Here is a 3,216-nt window from a genome sequence, read left to right on the forward strand (position 1 = left end):
AGTTAAGCTTCTCCACGCCGAAAGTAGTTGGTGGGAAACTACCCGCGAGGATAGGTAGCTGCCACGCTAATGGTAAGGAATCAACCAAATGGTTGGTTTCTTTTTTTGTGTCCTCAAGCATTTTCAATGCTTGGAGGCACATCCAATAATAGAAGAGACCAGTCAAGATGATTCTAGCGAATCACTCGACCGGTCTCTTTTTTACTTATATATAAAACTAATAATTGGGCCGTATAAATTAGTTATCAACTGAGTTATTTAAACATATCATATGATTTCTACTCATATTTTTAGGATCTTAGATAATCTGGAATCACACAATACCATTCTGTACTCAATGTAATTCCAACAATAATTTTTATTTATATATTATTATTTGTTTTAAATTTACTAATTGTAAAATCATTATCCATTGCAGTTTTTAGAGTCTTTAATAAAAAATTAAGATTCCGATAGTAGTGCAAAAGTATTAATATAGTACAAATAGAAAAATTTGCGATTAATATCAATCATTTTATCTATAGTGATCTTTTCAAAATTTTTGTCCGTTCCATTCAACAATATGTTTTGTATGTCATAAATTCATTATTATTTTCGGATATGCTTATTGTTATATCAGAACTGTGATTGTAGACTTCTTTTTAACGGAGAATACTTTGGTGAATTCAAAGTCGCCATAGAAATGATCTGTAAATCAAAATATTACTTTGAGTCATTTATTGAGGATAGATAAATCCTTAGTTAAGGTGTCAACTGGAATTAAAAAATTAGAATGATTACGAATAGTTCATTCTTATTTATGGTGGTAAAGGGGGATTGTATTGGTCGATATATCTATGACTGAAGATATTAATCAAGAGTTGTTTGGATCAAGAGGTATAAGATCAATCTTGAATATATTTATATAACTCATGTATGGACCACCTCTTTAGGTTAATGTGATTAAAGAATTTTTTTCAGGTGTAAAGATCATTATTATGAAAACTACAGTGGATGGAATACCCGCAGTGATAGAAATTCTGCATGCAGATAAGTTACTAAGGCGATGGCGGAGTTAACGATAATTTTGATTTAGAAAAGTTATTTGATTGAAATTATTAAAAACAGTTTTACCGATACTCACAATATAACTAGCTGTTGAATTTCAGATGATTGATTGTTGCCGGAGATGTTGCGTATAATGAAATTCTGTTGTAATTACTCCGACTGGAGACAGTATTATGAATATAAGGTTTCTGTGAATGATGATCCCATTATTTTTGATAACACGATTCAGTACCTTGAGGATTTAAATCGATTAGTTGAAGATACAGAGGTTCCGGATATTTACTTGAACAGATGATGAAAAACTATCTTAACTTTGTAAACCTTGGATTACTATAAAGTGCTGTGTATTCAATCGTATATTAAAAGTGTTTATAATGGCCGTTGCTAGTAATTGAGATTTGTATTACTAATTACAGTAGAATAATCAATAATATAGGGAAATGCCTTTTTCGAATAGCGTTCTTTACGTACAGTTATGTATATTGAATCCAATAAGGCTTTCTATATGTATGTATTTGGATATTATAGATAGAAATGGAGTTGCTTTCGATTTAATATGAAGATATTCGAGTTACCAATATGTTTTATGAAGGTCAATATGATACATTTGTTAGAAGAATGGAATTCATAATAGTTAAAAGTCTGAATCTTAATTATATATTTAAATGGATTACTCAGAATTTGATTACGTCACCTGTAAAATAATCCGAATAATATGTGATTGATTTATAGGGAACACACGGCCGTCGGGTAACATTGAAGTTCCAGAATATATTAATATTTGTCTTTAAAAAAACCTACAAATTATTTGCATATTTTTGTTGACGTATCGTTCTGAGATTGGTATTCTAATATACGTTGTCTCGTAAGTTACCAACTAGACCAATTCAAACGATTGAAATTAGTTGTTGACAGAGATAATGATAAAATGGTATTATTACTAAGTTGTCGCTTGAAGATGACTTATCAACAAGAAACATTGTTAAATCAATTTTCTTGTTGACATCATATCATTTAGATGATATGATAATTAAGCTGTTAAGTTAATTAACAACTGGTAGACCTTTGAAAACTGAACAAAGTTTTAACACTAAAATTGTGTAGGCCAACATTTATTTGTTGGATTTACAACGAAGTCAATTCGCTAGTATTTTTATTTATGAGTCACAAACTTTTAATATGAGAGTTTGATCCTGGCTCAGGACGAACGCTGGCGGCATGCCTAATACATGCAAGTCGAACGAACCAAACTGTTGATTGAAGCTTGCTTCTTGATTCAGATCTTGGTGAGTGGCGGACGGGTGAGTAACACGTGGGTAACCTGCCCAGAAGTGGGGGATAACATTTGGAAACAAGTGCTAATACCGCATAACAACTTAGATCACATGATCTTTGTTTAAAAGATGGTTTTGCTATCTCTTCTGGATGGACCCGCGGCGTATTAGCTAGTTGGTGAGGTAATAGCTCACCAAGGCGATGATACGTAGCCGACCTGAGAGGGTAATCGGCCACATTGGGACTGAGACACGGCCCAAACTCCTACGGGAGGCAGCAGTAGGGAATCTTCCACAATGGACGAAAGTCTGATGGAGCAATGCCGCGTGAGTGAAGAAGGTTTTCGGATCGTAAAACTCTGTTGTTGAAGAAGAACATATGTGAGAGTAACTGTTCACGTACTGACGGTATTCAACCAGAAAGCCACGGCTAACTACGTGCCAGCAGCCGCGGTAATACGTAGGTGGCAAGCGTTGTCCGGATTTATTGGGCGTAAAGAGAATGTAGGCGGTTTATTAAGTTTGAAGTGAAAGCCCTCGGCTCAACCGAGGAAGTGCTTCGAAAACTGGTAAACTTGAGTGCAGAAGAGGAAAGTGGAACTCCATGTGTAGCGGTGGAATGCGTAGATATATGGAAGAACACCAGTGGCGAAGGCGGCTTTCTGGTCTGTAACTGACGCTGAGATTCGAAAGCATGGGTAGCAAACAGGATTAGATACCCTGGTAGTCCATGCCGTAAACGATGAGTGCTAAGTGTTGGAGGGTTTCCGCCCTTCAGTGCTGCAGCTAACGCATTAAGCACTCCGCCTGGGGAGTACGATCGCAAGATTGAAACTCAAAGGAATTGACGGGGGCCCGCACAAGCGGTGGAGCATGTGGTTTAATTCGAAGCAAC

General features: G+C 35.7%; 1 rRNA gene. It reads left to right on the plus strand.

Annotated elements, in window-relative coordinates:
* Positions 1-2,222: 2,222 nt before the first annotated feature.
* Positions 2,223-3,216, plus strand: a 16S ribosomal RNA gene (locus ATN92_RS03765); the annotation flags it as partial.

It is taken from the genome of Companilactobacillus bobalius, from assembly GCF_009764355.1.